Source organism: Leisingera aquaemixtae (assembly GCF_006740765.1).
GTDB lineage: Bacteria > Pseudomonadota > Alphaproteobacteria > Rhodobacterales > Rhodobacteraceae > Leisingera > Leisingera aquaemixtae.
Window position 1 is genome coordinate 2,622,821 of record NZ_CP041159.1, and the last position, 13,700, is coordinate 2,636,520.

The 13,700-nt window shown below is 65.2% G+C and carries 15 protein-coding genes; 6 read left to right on the forward strand and 9 right to left on the reverse strand.

Features of this window, described 5'->3' with window-relative positions; all coding sequences use genetic code 11:
- Nucleotides 1–7 precede the first annotated feature (7 nt).
- Nucleotides 8–1,453, reverse strand: a complete 1,446-nt coding sequence (pyk, locus tag R2C4_RS14495; RefSeq protein WP_141891187.1) for a pyruvate kinase — start codon at nt 1,451–1,453, stop codon at nt 8–10.
- 119 nt (nt 1,454–1,572) lie between these two features.
- Between pyk and R2C4_RS14500 the strand changes: the two genes are divergently transcribed.
- From R2C4_RS14500 to R2C4_RS14510, 3 genes are all read left to right on the forward strand, one after another.
- On the forward strand, nt 1,573–2,310 hold the full coding sequence (locus tag R2C4_RS14500; RefSeq protein WP_141891188.1) for an N-formylglutamate amidohydrolase: 738 nt from the start codon (nt 1,573–1,575) through the stop codon (nt 2,308–2,310).
- Nucleotides 2,311–2,458: 148 nt separating this feature from the next.
- Nucleotides 2,459–2,698: a DUF6868 family protein gene (locus R2C4_RS14505; RefSeq protein ID WP_141891189.1), complete on the forward strand. Its 240-nt coding sequence runs from the start codon at nt 2,459–2,461 to the stop codon at nt 2,696–2,698.
- 80 nt (nt 2,699–2,778) lie between these two features.
- Nucleotides 2,779–3,093, forward strand: coding sequence for a DUF1244 domain-containing protein (locus tag R2C4_RS14510; protein WP_141891190.1), 315 nt, complete (start codon nt 2,779–2,781; stop codon nt 3,091–3,093).
- A gap of 92 nt (nt 3,094–3,185) precedes the next feature.
- Here R2C4_RS14510 and R2C4_RS14515 read toward each other — a convergent pair whose 3' ends face one another.
- On the reverse strand, nt 3,186–3,593 hold the full coding sequence (locus tag R2C4_RS14515; protein WP_141891191.1) for a winged helix-turn-helix transcriptional regulator: 408 nt from the start codon (nt 3,591–3,593) through the stop codon (nt 3,186–3,188).
- A 155-nt stretch (nt 3,594–3,748) separates the two neighbouring features.
- On the opposite strand from R2C4_RS14515, the gene R2C4_RS14520 reads away from it, so the two are divergent.
- A complete protein-coding gene (locus R2C4_RS14520; protein ID WP_141891192.1) occupies nt 3,749–4,573 on the forward strand; it encodes a dienelactone hydrolase family protein in 825 nt (274 codons plus the stop codon).
- A 36-nt stretch (nt 4,574–4,609) separates the two neighbouring features.
- Here R2C4_RS14520 and R2C4_RS14525 read toward each other — a convergent pair whose 3' ends face one another.
- From R2C4_RS14525 to R2C4_RS14555, 7 genes are all read right to left on the reverse strand, one after another.
- Nucleotides 4,610–5,446, reverse strand: coding sequence for a CE1 family esterase (locus tag R2C4_RS14525; RefSeq protein ID WP_141891193.1), 837 nt, complete (start codon nt 5,444–5,446; stop codon nt 4,610–4,612).
- Between the two features lie 197 nt (nt 5,447–5,643).
- Nucleotides 5,644–5,847, reverse strand: a complete 204-nt coding sequence (locus R2C4_RS14530) for a hypothetical protein (protein WP_141891194.1) — start codon at nt 5,845–5,847, stop codon at nt 5,644–5,646.
- 328 nt (nt 5,848–6,175) lie between these two features.
- Nucleotides 6,176–6,934 (reverse strand): hypothetical protein, encoded by a 759-nt coding sequence (locus R2C4_RS14535; RefSeq protein ID WP_141891195.1) that lies wholly within the window; start codon nt 6,932–6,934, stop codon nt 6,176–6,178.
- 186 nt (nt 6,935–7,120) lie between these two features.
- Entirely contained in the window at nt 7,121–7,981 is an 861-nt protein-coding gene (locus R2C4_RS14540; protein ID WP_141891196.1) for a D-amino-acid transaminase, read from the reverse strand.
- 10 nt (nt 7,982–7,991) lie between these two features.
- Nucleotides 7,992–8,957 (reverse strand): N-acetyl-D-Glu racemase DgcA, encoded by a 966-nt coding sequence (gene dgcA / locus R2C4_RS14545; RefSeq protein ID WP_141891197.1) that lies wholly within the window; start codon nt 8,955–8,957, stop codon nt 7,992–7,994.
- Nucleotides 8,958–9,109: 152 nt separating this feature from the next.
- A complete protein-coding gene (gene dgcN, locus R2C4_RS14550) occupies nt 9,110–10,111 on the reverse strand; it encodes an N-acetyltransferase DgcN (protein ID WP_141891198.1) in 1,002 nt (333 codons plus the stop codon).
- Between the two features lie 110 nt (nt 10,112–10,221).
- Nucleotides 10,222–11,493: an MFS transporter gene (locus R2C4_RS14555; protein ID WP_141891199.1), complete on the reverse strand. Its 1,272-nt coding sequence runs from the start codon at nt 11,491–11,493 to the stop codon at nt 10,222–10,224.
- Nucleotides 11,494–11,667: 174 nt separating this feature from the next.
- Between R2C4_RS14555 and R2C4_RS14560 the strand changes: the two genes are divergently transcribed.
- Nucleotides 11,668–12,627: an L-malyl-CoA/beta-methylmalyl-CoA lyase gene (locus R2C4_RS14560; RefSeq protein ID WP_058285031.1), complete on the forward strand. Its 960-nt coding sequence runs from the start codon at nt 11,668–11,670 to the stop codon at nt 12,625–12,627.
- A gap of 66 nt (nt 12,628–12,693) precedes the next feature.
- The gene (locus tag R2C4_RS14565; RefSeq protein ID WP_141891200.1) at nt 12,694–13,296 is read left to right on the forward strand and encodes an aspartate/glutamate racemase family protein; all 603 of its coding nucleotides are present in this window, start codon (nt 12,694–12,696) and stop codon (nt 13,294–13,296) included.
- Nucleotides 13,297–13,700 lie beyond the last annotated feature (404 nt).

Consider the following 13,700-nt stretch of genomic DNA (forward strand, 5'->3'; position numbering starts at 1 on the left):
GGTGCGGTTACTCCGGGTCGGTGCTGTAAATCAGCCGCTCGTCGCAGGGGGCAATGCGCAGGATGTTGGTGGTGCCCGGCACGTTGAAGGGCACCCCCGCGGTGACCACGATCTGGTCGGTGTCCCCGGCATAGCCGCCCGCCCGGGCCGCGCGCGCCGCATTCACGACCGCGCCCTTAAAGCGGTCCAGCTCCGGCGTCATCACGCATTTGCAGCCCCAGCTGAGGCACAGCCGCCGCGCGGTGGCGCTGACCGGGGTCATCGCGATGATCGGCACGCCGGGACGCTCGCGCGCGGTCAGCAGCGCAGTGGTGCCCGATTGGGTAAAACAGCAGATCGCCTTGATCTCGGTCTTTTCCGCAATCTCCCGCGCCGCAGCGACGATGCCATCGGCCACCGTGGTGCCCTTGGCAGAGCGCGAGGCGGCGATGATCTGGGTATAGGTCGGGTCGGCCTCCACCTCGATCGCCACCTTGTCCATGGTCTGCACCGCCTGCACCGGATACTGGCCAGCCGCGCTTTCGGCGCTCAGCATCACCGCATCGGCGCCCTCATAGATGGCGGTCGCCACGTCGGAGACCTCGGCCCTGGTCGGCATCGGGCTTTCGATCATGCTTTCCAGCATCTGTGTCGCCACGATCACCGGCTTGGCGGCGGCCCGGCACTTGCGCACCAGCCGCTTCTGGATCGGCGGCACCGCTGCCACCGGCAGCTCCACGCCCAGATCGCCCCGCGCCACCATGATCCCGTCGGAGGCGTCCAGGATCGCCTCGAAGTCCTCCACCGCCTGCGGCTTCTCGATCTTCGACAGCACCGCGGCGCGGCCATCGGCCAGCGTGCGCGCCTCATAGACGTCCTTGGCCCGCTGCACGAAAGACAGCGCCAGCCAGTCAACGCCCAGATTGCAGACAAATTCCAGATCCGCCCGGTCCTTCTCCGACAGCGCCGCCAGCGGCAGCACAACATCCGGCACGTTCACCCCCTTGCGGTTGGAAATGGTGCCGCCGGTCTCCACCGTGCAGTCGGCAAAATCCGGGCCGCAGGCGTCCACCACCAGGCGGATCTTGCCGTCATTGACCAAAAGATGCGCGCCCGGCTCCAGCGCCTGAAAGATTTCCGGATGCGGCAGGCAGACGCGGCTGGCATCGCCCTCGGCATTATCCAGATCGAGGCGGAACTTGGCCCCCTCCTCCAGCTCCTCGGCCCCATTGGCAAAGACCCCGACGCGCAGTTTCGGCCCCTGCAGGTCCGCCAGGATCGCAATCGGGCTGTCGAGATCCTGTTCCACCTGCCGGATGATCTTGTGCTTTTCGGCAATCTCCGGGTGGCTGCCGTGCGACATGTTCAGCCGGAACACATCGGCACCGGCCTCATGCAGGGCGCGGATCGTTTCATAGGTTTCCGAAGCCGGCCCCAGGGTGGCGACAATCTTGACATTGCGCGAGCGTTTCATCGGGATCTACTCCTCCGGACCTGAAATATGTTATCGCAAACAGCGTTGAGCTGCTTATCCCCTAATTCCCATTTTCCCGCAACTCCCCTAAACAGCCGTCACCAAAAGATGACAGGCCCATGACATATACACCCTATTTCGTGCACGGCGCCGACCGGCCCGCCCGCTGGCTGATCACCTGCGACCATGCGACAAATGTTGTGCCGCCTTTTGCCGGCGGCGGCGACCTGGGCCTCCCCCGCGAGGATATGGAGCGCCACATCGCCTATGACGTCGGCGCCTATGAGGTGTCGAAACTCTTGGGCGAAATGCTGAATGCGCCGGTGGTGGCGTCGAATTTCTCCCGCCTGGTGATCGACCCCAACCGCGGCGAGGATGATCCGACCCTCTTGATGAAGCTTTATGACGGCACCATCATCCCCGCCAACCGGCACGCCGGCGCGGCAGAGCTGAAGGAGCGGCTGGAGAATTGCTACCGCCCCTACCACCGCGCCTTGGCGCGGCTGGCGGAACGGCCGCGCACGGTGATCGTCTCGGTTCACAGCTTCACCCGCCAGCTGCGCGGCCGCCCGCCGCGGCCCTGGGAGATCGGCATCCTGTTTCCCGAAGGCGAGCGGTTCTCGCCCTTCGTGATTGAGGAACTGAACCGCGAGGACGGCCTGTGTGCCGGCGTCAATGAGCCCTACACCGGCCACCTGCCCGGCGACGCGATCGAGACTCACGCCACCAAGCCGGGCCGCCCCAACACGCTGATCGAGCTGCGCAACGACCTGATTGCCGAGCACGCAGGCCAGCACGCCTGGGCCGAGCGCCTCGCCCGCGTCCTGCCCCGGGCGCTGGACGCCTCTGGTCTCTGACCCGGAATTCGGCGCGAATTCCGGGTCGGAAAACACGTGTTTTCCGGGCCGTTTCCCGCGCCGGAAAACGGCTGCCCGCGTTGCCGAACCGCCCCCGCGCCCCCATATCTGTAACAGAAACGCGGGATTTTCCGGAAAGGGAGCCGTCATGACCCAGGAAGCCCTCTCTGCCTTTTTCGGCTGGCTGACCGTCTTGCACATCGGCCTGTTCACCCTGTCGGCCATTCTGCTGATGCTGATGCAAGACTGGGCCGCCGGGCTGCACGCACGCCTGTTCGGGCTGGCGCCTGCTGATGTCAGCCTCACCTTCTACCGCTGGCTCGGCACCTACAAGATCATGATCTTTGCAACGGCCCTGGGCCCCTGGCTGGCGCTGCAGCTGATCTGACCGCAGCCCGCCATTGCCCGCCCCTGCCGCGGCTGCTAGGCCTGTGCGCAAACCCGCCGAATACCCGAGGATTTTCTGCTATGGACAAGCAAACCGAGATCGAAATCCAGGCCGCCGCCTTCCGCCGCCTGCAAAAGCACCTGATGGAAGACCGCACCGATGTGCAGAACATCGACCTGATGAACCTGGCCGGCTTCTGCCGCAACTGCCTGGCGCGCTGGTACCAGGAGGCTGCCAACGAGCGCGGCATCGACATGGACAAGACCGAGGCGCGCGAGATCTACTACGGCATGACCATGGAAGAGTGGAAAGCCAGCTACCAGACCGAGGCCAGCCCGGAGAAGCAGGCCGAATTCAAGGTGGCCTTCAAGGAAAACGTCACGGACAAGCAGTAAGCGGCAGCAGGGGCGCTGCCCCTCTTGGCCTGACGGCCAATTCACCCCGGAGTATTTGACCAAAGGTGAAAAGAGGTGGTGCGGCCGCGGCCTCAGCGCCTCAGCCGCAAGGCTGCGCGCGCAGGATCGGCCGGCGCGCCCTCCGTATCCACCAATGCCACGCGCAGCGGCGCGCCGGTCTCCCGGTCCACAACCCCGACCGGCGCTGCGCCGCCGGTCACATGCGCCTCCCCCCATTGCGTCAGCGCCAGAAAGGTCAGCGCCAGTCCGCGCCCGGCCTCAGTCAGCACATAGGCCTGGCGCACCCGGTCGCCCGCCTCCTGATAGGGCTGTTTTTCCAGGATCCCCCGAGCCACCAGGCTGTTCAGCCGGTCCGTCAGGGTGGAGCGCGGCGCCTTCAGGTCCTCGCGCATATCGTCATAGCGGCACACCCCGTAAAACGCCTCCCGCAGGATCAGCAGCGTCCAGCGGTCGCCCAGGATTTCGGCGGCCAGCGCCATCGGGCACTGCTCCTTGGGCACCAGGGCGCGGCGGCGGACGGCAGGCGGGGTTTGACGGGAATCAGAGGCTGAGTTTGACATGCGGACCCAGATAGGGGATTTCTATCTGGGTTCAAAATTGAGACTCAGCTTCGAAGGCAGAAAGGACAGCCCCGATGACCCCGCACCCGATGGACCAGGATGACGCGCTTGAGGATTTCGAACCGCGCCGGATCACTCTCAACGATGCGGACAAGACCGTGCATGTTTCCGGCAAGGGCCCGGCGGTGATCGTGATGGCGGAGATGCCGGGGATCAGCCCGCATGTGGCCCGTTTTGCCCGCTGGGTGCGCGATGCGGGGTTCACCGTCTACATGCCCTCGCTGTTCGGGCGTGACGGCGCTGCGGCCACGGCAGAGGACGGCGCCGAAGTGTTCCGCCGCGCCTGCGTCAGCGCCGAGTTCCGCGCCTTTGCGGGCGGCGGCGCCAGTCCCGTAACCCAGTGGCTGCGGGCGCTGGCGCGGTTGGCTCATCGCGAATGCGGCGGTCCCGGCACCGGTGCCATCGGCATGTGCTTCACCGGCAATTTCGCCCTGTCGATGATGCTGGAGCCAGCCATGCTGGCGCCGGTTCTGGCGCAGCCGTCGCTGCCGCTGGACACTCCCGCAGGCCTCGAAAGCCCGCCCGAGGAGCTGGCCGCCGTGCGTGAGCGGCTGGAGCGCGAGGACCTCAGCGTGCTGGCCTACCGGTTCCAGGGCGACGCCTTCTGCCAGGCTCAGCGCTTTGCGGCCTACGCCGAGGCTTTGGGAGACCGCTTTGACGCCCGCACCCTGCCGGACAGCGCCGCCGCGCGGGAGGTGCCGCCGTTCTTTGCAAAACACGTCCCCACCCCGCACAGCGTGGTCACCGCGCATCTGGTGGATGAGGCAGGCCACCCGACCCTGCAGGCGCGGGATGATATCCTGGCGTTCTTCAGGCAGCGGCTAACGCAGGGCGGCTGATCGCACAGCCGGCAGGGCAGCCCCGCCCTGCCCCGCTCAGCGCTCCAGCCCTTCGAACCAGTCGAGCGCCATGGCGCTCCAGCCCTTGGGCAGGCCATGTCCGCCTTGGTGCAGGATCAGCTCCAGCCCGCCGGCCTGGCAGTCCCAGCGCTTGCGCCAGACGCCGTCTGCGGCCTCATGGCCCGCGGCATTGCTAGGGCAGGTGTTCTGCCGCCGCCACAGCTGCAGCCCCTGCCAGATATCGCCCTGCACGATCCCAGCTTCGGAGCCCGGTATCGCGCGGCCTTCCAGCGGCACAACCGTATCGGCAAAGCCATGAATATGCAGCAGCTGCACCGGACCCTTGCACTCCTGCGTCATCGGCAGCCAGAACCCGCCCGACACCGCCGCATAGGCGGCGGCAAAGCCGGGCGCCAGACAGGCCACCTCCCAGACCATCGACCCGCCGCGGGAAAACCCGCTCAGCAGCAGCCGGTCCGGGTCGACGCGGGCATTCGCCGCAGCATCCGCCAGCACCGCGCGCAGAAAGGCCAGGTCGTTGCGGGGATAGGTGTTCCAGCCGTCGCGCACGGACCAGTCCGCGGGCTTGCCCTGCCTCCAGGGCAGGCCGCTCGGGGCAATCACCGCATAGCCCCGAGCAGTGAAAGCCTTGACCAGCCCGGTGTTTGCGATGACCTTGGCGCCGCTGCTGCCATAGCCGTGCAGAAACATCACAGCAGGGCCGCCCTGCCAGCCCGCCGGCAAGGCAATGCGGTATTCGCCGCCCGCAACCGCGCAGGGGATTTCGCCGCCGCACCCTGCCGTTTGGTCCGCTGCCGCCGCGGGCGCGGCAATCAGCACCGCTGCCAGCAGCATCCAAATCCGGCTCAGCATCTGCGCCCCTCCCCGCCTGGTTCACCGCACCAGACTAGCACATTCCGCCGCGGTCACTGCCGCTTGTGCCGTACAGCAGGAAAATTCTCGCGGGCGGCAAAAAAGGCCGCCCGAACCGGGCGGCCTGCATTTGAATTTCCTCAATCAATAACCGGCGGCCGTTCCGCAGCCGGGCGCGCTCCCCCCCGGATGCGCGCCTAGCCGCGGAACCTGCCGACCAGCCGTGCCGCCAGCGACCCGGCAAACCAGCCCCCGCGAGCGGGCGCCTGAGCGTAGCCGGTATGCTCCACCACCTCGGCGGTCAGCACCCGGCGGACGGCTGCAAGAATTTCGGTGTCGCTGGGCTCCGCAGCCTGCGCCGCCGCCATCTGACCCATTTCCGGCTGATAACACTGTTCCATCTGGCCCCTCCGCGGCTTGTTACTCTGGCAGACGGCGCAACTCCCGGCGCCTCTTCAACTGGGTTTCAGACTATCCTATTTCGCCGTTGACGCGCCCATTTTGTATAAAATTAGTTAAAATCCCGGGCCGAAGCAGGGATTTCCCGGGACAGTCATTCGGTCTGGCGCCCCATTGTCGCCGAAGGCTGGAAAATACGCTGTTTCACCGTCCTCAACGACAGGCCCTGCGGCCCTGCCGTACCCGCTCGGAATAGCGGAATAGATTCTCTTTTGAACAAAAGAGACCGCCCAAAAGGGCGGCCTTTGCGATCTTCACAAGTTTGCGCCATCAGTGCCGGCGGAAAATCCGCTCTGCATTGGCACCGAAGGATTTGACGAGAGCCAAGCTGAACCCGGTGCTGTCACCGCCGGAACTAAAATAGCTCCGGCCTGCAGACGCATAAAGATTGTAGCCCTTCGGCATTTTGGCACGCAGCCCCAAGGAGAACCCTTTGTCATCCTCATCCACTGCCCCGTATGCACCCCCTAGAGCATAAAACTCCGTCTGCCCGCCAAGGCCTGCCAGTTTATATTCACCATTCACTCTGAGAAACGGGTCAGAACCGTTGCCAAGGATTTCTGTCACGCCAATTCCCGCCTGCCCCCAATCCGCAAAATGGGAGTAGTCCAGGCTCACAGATTCGCTTTCGCCGATGGTCCGCAGCCCGGGCGCGGCTTGCCACGCAAGTTCGTACCGGTTGTAGAGATAGCCAAGGCTGACCTCATGCGCTCTCCCGATATCCCAGGCAGCCGTGAGGCTGTAGCTTGTTCTGCGGTCAGTCCCATCCCTTCGCTCCTTTTCTTCGAAGAGCCTGCTGAAATCCCGGGACAAGCCTGCCAATAGCCGAAAATTGCTCCCCAGCAGCACGCCCGCCCGAATGCCTGCGCCAGCGCTGCCGGTGTCGAGAAAGAGGTCACTGGTGCGGTGATCCAGGCCGGCAATTGCCTCCACAGCTGTCCGCTCCGGAATTGACTGCGCTCCGGCGGCGGTTACTGCAGCAAAAGCGAAGAAACCGCAGAAAACTGCGGTCGGAAAATGCTGTTTCAAAATCCGGTCCTTAAACGATATCTCTTGCTGCAGACCACATCCCGTAAAACACTCTAAATTGCAAGGCGGCTACTCCACACACGCACACAGCCTGCAAGGCTGAGGCAAGAAGGCAACCGGAGTGCCAAGAAAAACGGGCTGGAAAATCCAGCCCGTTCTGTATGTTCCAGATCTGGAGCAGAAGCCTCAGACGGCTTTCTTGCGGCTTTCTTCCAGATAGATCTCGCGCAGGCGCTTCGCGATGGGGCCTGGGGTGCCGTCGCCCAGCTGCACGCCGTCGATCTCCACCACCGGCATCACAAAGGCGCTGGCGGAGGTGGTGAAAGCCTCATCCGCCTCCTTGGCTTCCTCGATGGTGAACAGGCGCTCCTCGATCTCCATCTGCGCTTCTGCCGCCAGCCGCAGAACCGCGGCGCGGGTGATGCCGTGCAGAATGTCATTGGACAGCGGCCGGGTCACGATCTTGCCGTTCTTGACGTAATAGGCATTGTTGGAGGTCCCTTCGGTCACATAGCCGTCCTCGACCAGCCAGGCGTCATCGCAGCCCGCCTTCTTGGCCATCATCTTGCCCATCGAGGGGTACAGCAGCTGCACCGTCTTGATGTCGCGGCGGCCCCAGCGGATGTCGTCGATCGAAATCACCTTGGCGCCCTTCTGCGCCGCCGGGCTGTCAGCCAGGCCCGGCTTGTTCTGGGTGAACAGCACCAGCGACGGCGGGGTGTCCGCGGAGGGGAACACGAAATCCCGGTCGCCGTCGGAACCGCGGGTCACCTGCAGGTACACCAGGCCCTCTTCGATGCCGTTCAGCTCCACCAGCTTGCGGTGGATTTCCAGCAGCTCCTCCTTGGAGCAAGGCGACGCCATGTCCAGCTCTTTCAGCGAGCGCTCCAGGCGCACGGCGTGGCCGTCGAAGTCGATCAGCTTGCCGTCGAGGACCGAGGTCACCTCATACACCGCATCGGCGAACAGAAAGCCGCGGTCAAAGATTGAAACCTTGGCTTCACCTTCGGGCAGGTATTCGCCATTCACATAAACGGTACGGGTCATTGTTGTCTCCTCAACCCCACAGGGCAGCCTTGGGCGGGTGCACGCCCCCGGCATCAAATGTCAAAGGTTCCTCGCGGTCTTCGGCCAGCAAGAGCGGCCCGTCAAGATCCGTTACCGCCGCACCCTGCGCCACAAGCGTCGCGGGTGCCATCGCCAGCGAGGATCCGACCATGCAGCCGACCATCACCTGATAGCCCTCGGCCAGCGCCGCCTCGCGCAGCTTCAGCGCCTCAGTGAGGCCGCCGGTCTTGTCCAGCTTGATGTTGACCACGTCGTACTTGCCCTTGAGGCCCGGCAGGCTCTCGCGGTCATGGCAGCTCTCATCGGCGCAGACCGGCACCGGGCGCTCCATCCCGATGAGGGCCTCATCCTCGCCCGCGGGCAGCGGCTGCTCCACCAGCTCGACGCCGAGGCGCACAAGATGCGGGGCGAGTTCGGCATAAACCTCCGCCGACCAGCCCTCATTGGCGTCGATGATGATCTTCGCCTCCGGCGCACCGGCCCGCACTGCTTCCAGCCGCGGCATGTCATCGGGCGTGCCGAGCTTGATCTTCAAAAGCGGACGGTGGGCGTTCTCTGCCGCCTGCGCCTGCATCTTCTCTGCTGTGTCCAGCGACAGTGTGTAGGCGGTGATTTCCGCCTTGGGCTCCGGCAAGCCCGCCAGGTCCCAGACGCGCTTACCGGCCTGCTTTGCCTCCAGATCCCACAGCGCGCAATCCACTGCATTGCGGGCGGCACCGGCGGGCAGCAGCGATTGCAGCTCCTGCCGCGTGAAATCGGCGGGCAGGCCCTCGATTTCGGCGGTCACGCTCTCCAGCGTCTCGTTATAGCGGGCATAGGGCACGCATTCGCCCCAGCCGGTGACGCCGTCCTTCTCCACCCGCACGGTCAGCACCTTGGCCTCGGTGCGCGAGCCGCGCGAGATGGTGAAGACCTGCGCCAGTTTGAAGACGTCCGGGGTGACGGTGATTTTCATGAAACTGCCCTTTCCTGCGGCCCTGCGCGCAACGGCAGCGGGCCTTGGCGCGATGCCCGGCAACCGGGGCACCTGCCTTTTCATCTTTCCCAAAATACTCCCGCCGGAGGCATCCCTGGCTGCGCCTGAGCACCTCCGGCGGGGCTGTTAGATCAGACCGCGGCCAGCGCGTCCACCAGACGGCCGGCGCCGTGGCGGTAGGGGTCAACGGCGGGCAGGCCCATCCGTTCTTCGACCTCGGAGAGGTATTTCACCGCCTCGTCCTCGGACAGATGCTGGGTGTTGACCGAGACGCCGACCACCTTGCAGGCCGGGTTGGCGCGCTGTGCCAGCGGCAGGGCCACTTCGCGCAGCTCTTCCAGGGTGGGCACGTCATAGTCCGGCAGGCCGCGCATATGGGTGCGGGTCGGCTCGTGGCACAGGATCAGCGCGTCCGGCTGGCCGCCGTGCACCAGCGCCATGGTGACGCCCGAGTAGGAGATGTGGAACAGCGAGCCCTGGCCCTCGATCAGGTCCCAGTGGTCGTCATCATTGTCCGGGGTCAGATATTCGATCGACCCCGCCATGAAGTCGGCGATAACCGCGTCCAGCGGCACGCCGTGGCCGGTGATCAGGATGCCGGTCTGGCCGGTGGCGCGGAAGGTCGACTTCATGCCGCGCTTCTGCATCTCGGCGTCCATCGCCAGGGCGGTGTACATCTTGCCGACCGAGCAGTCGGTGCCCACCGCCAGGCAGCGCTTGCCCTTGCGCGGTTTGCCGTTGGCGATCGGATAGCCGACGGTGGGCACACGCACGTCGTGCAGGGTGCCGCCATGGGTCTGGGCCGCGGCCACCAGGTCGCCTTCGTCGCGCAGCAGGTTGTGCAGGCCGGACGCCAGGTCATAACCCATCTCCAGCGCTTCGATCAGCACCTTCTTCCACGCGGGCGAGATCACGCCGCCGCGGTTGGCAACGCCGATCACCAGGGTCTTGGCGCCGGCTTCCTTGGCCTCGGCCAGGGTCATTTCGGTCAGCCCCAGGTCCGCGCCGCAGCCCGGCAGGGTGATCTGGCCGATGGCGTGGTCGGGGCGCCAGTCACGGATGCCGATGGCAACTTTGGCGGCCAGCATGTCGGGCGCGTCGCCCAGGAACAGCAGATAAGGGGTTTCGATCATGGCGGGTTTCCTCTTCACTCTTGCCGGTGAGTTTGCGGAGATTCCTGCACAAGTTCATACCTTTTCCGCCGCGCGCCGCCTTTAAGACGCAAGATTATCCTGCTGTTTTGTCATTTTGCAGGAGATTCCCGCGTTATGTCACCCTTGCTGACATTATTTTCCTCCTCCAGCCAGGATTCGGCCTGAAGCACCCCGGTTTGGGGCGCGCCAAGCACTGCAATCGCCTGCTGAGAGCCGGTTTCCTCTGGCGCATCGGCCTGACTGCGCCGCAGCGCGGCAACGCCTGCAACCATAAAACACAAGGTCGCGAGCAGGATCAGCAATCCATTTCCGTCAGCAATGCTGACCATATTTGGGGCGGCCAGCGTGCCGGTGAACTGGCCGACGTTCAAAAGGAACACCATGGTGCCGCTGGCAGGCACGATCTGTGCCGGTTTCAGCTGGTCGTTGGCATGGGCCGAACAGACCGCATACATCGGCAGGCTGGCGCCTGCGAGCACCGCAAAGCCGATCACCAGCGCCTGCGGCGCGGGGGTGGCCAGCATCCACAGGCAGGCAGCGCCGCCGATCACGCCCAGCCCCATCAGCACCAGCCGCCGGTCGGTCTTGTCGCTGATCCAGCCGGCCGGATACTGCACCACTGCGCCGACAACCATCGCCACCACCAGCACGCCGGAAGCCTCTGCCGCACTCATGCCGCGCGACAGCGCATAAAGCGGCAGCGCGATGAACCAGCCCGCTACAGCGGCGGCGCTGACCAGATTGCCGAGCACCGCCATCGGCGACACCCGGTATAGCTTGCGCACCGGCATACGGTCCGGCACCTGGTACTCCGGCGCCTTATTGCCCGACAGGAGCAGCGGCACGATCGACAGCGAGATCAGGATCGACACCACCCCGAACAACAGATTGCCGCCGGGGTCCGGCACCGCCACCAGCGCGGTGCCGATGGCCGGGCCTGCCATCCAGATCATGAAATAAATCGACAGGATCTGCGCCCGGTTGCTGTTTTCCGACTTCGCCTGCAGCCAGCTTTCGGTGATCACATACATGCCGGGATAGCAGAACCCCGCCAGAAAACGCATCGCCGACCAGGAATAGGGGTCCGAGGTCAGCAGATGCAGGATCGCCGAGATCGACACCAGCGAAGCCAGCGCCGAAAACGCCCGGATGTGGCCGACCTTGGCCACCATCCCCGGCGCCATCACCGTGCCCAGCAGGGCGCCGGCCGGATAGGCAGCCTGCATGATCGAGATGGTAAGGTCGGAGAAGCCCAGCCCCGCGCCCCGGATTGTCAGCAGCGTGACCAGCAGGCCGTTGGCCACCATCAGCATCAGCATGCCCAGAAACAGGGCCCAGTTTTCAATGAATGCGCGTCTCATGCCCGGTTGCTCGCACGGACGGCCTGCCCCTGCGCGCCTGTTTGCGGCAATGTTTGCGGCGCCGCAGCGCAGCGGCGCTTTCTGCATGTGCAAAATTCCCTTGCACATGCCAGCGCAACTTTCTAACACTTCACCCCAGCAGAATTGAAATGTCATTACCTGGAGGATTGCCCCATGAGCTTCCGCATCCAGCCCGCCGCCCCGGCGCGCCCCAACCGCTGCCAGCTGTTCGGCCCCGGCTCCAAAGTGAAGCTGTTCGAGAAGATGGCGGCTTCCGCGGCGGATGTCATCAACCTCGACCTGGAGGATTCGGTGGCGCCCAGCGACAAGGACCAGGCCCGCGCCAATGTGATCGAAGCGATCAACAGCGTCGACTGGGGCAGCAAATACCTGTCGGTGCGGATCAACGGGCTCGACACCCCCTACTGGTACCGCGACGTGGTGGACATTTTGGAGCAGGCGGGCGATCGGCTCGACCAGATCATGATCCCAAAGGTGGGCTGCGCCGAGGATGTCTATGCGGTGGACGCGCTGGTCACTGCCATCGAGCGCGCCAAGGGCCGGACCAAGCCGGTGTCCTTTGAAGTGATCATCGAATCCGCAGCGGGCATCGCCCATGTGGAAGAGATCGCAAAATCCTCGCCCCGCCTGCAGGCGATGAGCCTGGGCGCTGCGGATTTTGCCGCCTCGATGGGGATGCAGACCACCGGCATCGGCGGCACGCAAGAGAATTACTACATGATCCGCGAGGGCCAGAAGCACTGGTCCGACCCCTGGCACTGGGCGCAGGCCGCGATCGTTGCCGCCTGCCGCACTCATGGCATCCTGCCGGTGGACGGGCCGTTCGGGGACTTCTCCGACGAGGAGGGCTATATCGCCCAGGCAAAACGCTCCGCGACGCTGGGCATGGTCGGCAAATGGGCGATCCACCCCAGCCAGATCGCGCTGGCCAATCAGGTGTTCACCCCGTCCGAGGAGGCGGTGGCAGAAGCCCGCGAGATCCTGGCGGCGATGGAAGAGGCCAAGGCGTCGGGTGCCGGCGCCACCGTCTACAAGGGCCGTCTTGTCGACATCGCGTCGATCAAGCAGGCTGAGGTGATTGTGGCGCAGGCCGAGCTGATCGCGGGCAGCTGACGCCGGTCCGCGCGTGAAGGTTTCAAGGGCGTCCCGCGGGGGCGCCCTTTTTGGTTGGAGAGAAGAATGCCGGATTTGACCTTGCTGCATACGGCTGCGGTGCATGTGGAAACCTTTCGCACTTTGGCGCCGGGGGCGGATCTGGACCAGCAGGTGCGCGCTGACTGGCTGGACAGGGCGCAGGATGGGATTGATGCCGCCCTCGGGGCAGAGATTGCCGCGGCGGTTGCCGCAGTTGACGGGCCGGTCCTATGCACCTGCACCACCCTTGGCCCGGCGGCGGAGGCAGCCGGCGCCACCCGCATCGACTGGCCGATGATGCAAGAGGCGGCGCGGATCGGCGGGCCGGTGCTGATGGCCCATTGCCTGCAGAGCACGGCAGAACCCTCGGAGGCGCTGCTGCGGCGGGCGTTCGGGGCGCACGATCCGCAGCTGACACCCCTGTTTCTGGGCCTGCATTGGCCGCTGTTCGAGGCCGGGGACAGCGCCGGTTTTGCCGCGGCTGTTGCCAGGGATGTTTCCCAATCGCTGGCGGCGATGGATTTTGCCTGCGTGGTGCTGGCGCAAGCCTCGATGTCCGGGGCGGCAGAACTGCTGCGGGTGAAGACAGAGGTGCCGGTTCTGGCCTCGCCGGAGATTGCGATGCGGGCGCTGCTGCAGGACGGGTAACGCCCCCAAGGCGGGGCACGCAAAAACCGCCGGCCAAGGCCCCTGCCCTGCCGGTGCGTCTGTTCCGTTTCATCCTGTATCCACGTTCCGGTTCAGCGAAGGCGGTTAAGGACTGGCGGCGCCGCCAGAATGGCGGAGATGGACGGGCGTATCCGCCCGCGTGCTAAACGTTGTCTCTGCACGGCCCCGCTGCCAGGCGGGAGTCCGGTTCCAAGGGTGCCGGGGAGCCAAGCCCCGGCGGGTGATCGCGACCGGGGCCAAGACTGCCACCGGCGGCCTAAGATCCCGTGAGAGCGGCGTACGCAGGGTGCGCAACACCTGCAGCCGCGCGTCTGAAGCCAACGCAGCGCAGTGAGTATTTGGGGAAAGATGAAGCGCATCAGTCTTTCATCTTTCCCCAAATA

Coding starts and splice junctions, on each gene's coding strand:
- pyk (WP_141891187.1), bottom strand. CDS start 1,453: ATGAAACGCTCGCGCAATGTCAAGATTGTCGCCACCCTGGGGCCGGCT.
- R2C4_RS14500 (WP_141891188.1), top strand. CDS start 1,573: ATGACATATACACCCTATTTCGTGCACGGCGCCGACCGGCCCGCCCGC.
- R2C4_RS14505 (WP_141891189.1), top strand. CDS start 2,459: ATGACCCAGGAAGCCCTCTCTGCCTTTTTCGGCTGGCTGACCGTCTTG.
- R2C4_RS14510 (WP_141891190.1), top strand. CDS start 2,779: ATGGACAAGCAAACCGAGATCGAAATCCAGGCCGCCGCCTTCCGCCGC.
- R2C4_RS14515 (WP_141891191.1), bottom strand. CDS start 3,593: ATGGCGCTGGCCGCCGAAATCCTGGGCGACCGCTGGACGCTGCTGATC.
- R2C4_RS14520 (WP_141891192.1), top strand. CDS start 3,749: ATGACCCCGCACCCGATGGACCAGGATGACGCGCTTGAGGATTTCGAA.
- R2C4_RS14525 (WP_141891193.1), bottom strand. CDS start 5,446: ATGCTGAGCCGGATTTGGATGCTGCTGGCAGCGGTGCTGATTGCCGCG.
- R2C4_RS14530 (WP_141891194.1), bottom strand. CDS start 5,847: ATGGAACAGTGTTATCAGCCGGAAATGGGTCAGATGGCGGCGGCGCAG.
- R2C4_RS14540 (WP_141891196.1), bottom strand. CDS start 7,981: ATGACCCGTACCGTTTATGTGAATGGCGAATACCTGCCCGAAGGTGAA.
- dgcA (WP_141891197.1), bottom strand. CDS start 8,957: ATGAAAATCACCGTCACCCCGGACGTCTTCAAACTGGCGCAGGTCTTC.
- dgcN (WP_141891198.1), bottom strand. CDS start 10,111: ATGATCGAAACCCCTTATCTGCTGTTCCTGGGCGACGCGCCCGACATG.
- R2C4_RS14555 (WP_141891199.1), bottom strand. CDS start 11,493: ATGAGACGCGCATTCATTGAAAACTGGGCCCTGTTTCTGGGCATGCTG.
- R2C4_RS14560 (WP_058285031.1), top strand. CDS start 11,668: ATGAGCTTCCGCATCCAGCCCGCCGCCCCGGCGCGCCCCAACCGCTGC.
- R2C4_RS14565 (WP_141891200.1), top strand. CDS start 12,694: ATGCCGGATTTGACCTTGCTGCATACGGCTGCGGTGCATGTGGAAACC.